This is a genomic window from Streptomyces apricus (assembly GCF_008369065.1).
GTDB lineage: Bacteria > Actinomycetota > Actinomycetes > Streptomycetales > Streptomycetaceae > Streptomyces > Streptomyces apricus.
Map to the genome: position 1 here is coordinate 1 of NZ_VDFC01000189.1, position 1,719 is coordinate 1,719.

General features: G+C 68.2%; 1 protein-coding gene. It reads left to right on the plus strand.

Annotated elements, in window-relative coordinates:
- Positions 1-314 precede the first annotated feature (314 nt).
- On the plus strand, positions 315-1,719 hold a 1,405-nt coding region (gene qcrB, locus FGF04_RS39095), incomplete at its 3' end, for a cytochrome bc1 complex cytochrome b subunit (RefSeq protein ID WP_149516143.1).

A 1,719-nucleotide genomic window follows, 5' to 3' on the forward strand; every position in this document is an offset into this window, starting at 1 on the left:
GAGAAGGAGGGACTGTGGGAGCTGGTGCTTCCGCTGGTCGAGCTGATGGATGAGGAGGGGCGCGAGCGGGTGCTTGCGCTGCGGCCCTGAGGGGCCCTGCGGGGCCTGAGGGGCTGGGCGTTCGTGTGTGTCTGCCGGCCCGGTGGGGGCTGGTCGCGCAGTTCCCCGCGCCCCTAAGGGCCTGGGTACCTGGGGGCGCGGGGAACTGCGCGGGTGAGCCCCACCGGCGGGAGGTGAAATGAGGCCGGACGACCCCTTTGGGTTCGTGGGGGCTCGTGCCACTCTGAGGTGAGCCGAGCCGGGGGAGGGCGCCCATGGACGCGCGGAGCGCAAGGGCGGGGAACGGCGAACGCGTGGCGGACTGGGCCGACGGACGCCTCGGCGTCTACTCCCTCGCCAAGTCCCAGATGCGCAAGGTGTTTCCGGACCACTGGTCCTTCATGCTCGGCGAGGTCTGCCTCTACAGCTTCCTCATCCTCATCCTCACCGGCGTCTACCTCACCCTCTTCTTCGAGCCCAGCGGCGTGGAGGTCGTCTACAACGGCTCGTACGAGCCCCTCAACGGCGTCGTCATGACCAGGGCGTACGAGTCCACCCTCGATATCAGCTTCGACGTGCGCGGCGGCCTCCTCATCCGCCAGATCCACCACTGGGCGGCCCTCGTCTTCGTCGCCGGGATGCTCGTGCACATGATGCGCGTGTTCTTCACCGGCGCGTTCCGCAAGCCGCGCGAACTGAACTGGGCCTTCGGCTGGATCCTGCTGTTCCTCGGCATCATCACCGGCCTGACCGGCTACTCGCTCCCCGACGACCTGCTCTCCGGCACCGGCATCCGCTTCTCCCAGGGCGCGATCCTGGCCGTGCCGCTCGTGGGCACGTACCTTTCCTTCTTCCTCTTCGGCGGGGAGTTCCCGGGGCACGACATCATCTCGCGCCTCTTCCCGGTGCACGTCCTGCTGCTGCCCGGCATCATGCTCGGCCTGGTCGTCGCCCACCTGATCCTGGTCTTCTACCACAAGCACACCCAGTACCCCGGACCCGGCCGCGACCAGAAGTCCGTCGTCGGCATGCCGTTCATGCCGGTCTACATGGCCAAGGCCGGCGGCTTCTTCTTCCTCGTCTTCGGCGTGCTGTCGTTCATGGGCGCGATCGCCACCATCAACCCCGTGTGGGCGTTCGGCCCCTACCGGGCCGACCTCGTCACCACCGGCGCCCAGCCCGACTGGTACCTCGGCTTCTCCGAAGGCCTGATCCGGGTGATGCCCAGCTGGGAGATCAACGCCTGGGGCCACACCCTCCAGCTGGGCGTCTTCATCCCCTTCGCGCTCTTCCCGCTGATCCTGCTGGCGATCGGCGTCTACCCGTTCGTCGAGGCGTGGATCACCGGTGACAAGCGCGAGCACCACGTCCTGGACCGGCCCCGCAACGTCCCCACCCGCACCGCGCTCGGCGTGGCCTGGCTGAGCCTGTACGGGGTGCTGCTGATCGGCGGCGGCAACGACATCATCGCCACCCACCTGCACCTGTCGATCAACTCGATCACCTGGTTCGTGCGGATCGCCGTCTTCGTGGTGCCGGTGCTCGCCTTCGTCGTGACGAAACGCGTCTGCCTGGGACTCCAGCGCCGCGACCGGGACAAGGTCCTGCACGGCAGGGAGTCCGGCACCATCAGGCGGCTGCCGCACGGCGAGTACATCGAGGTGCACGAACCCCTCACCC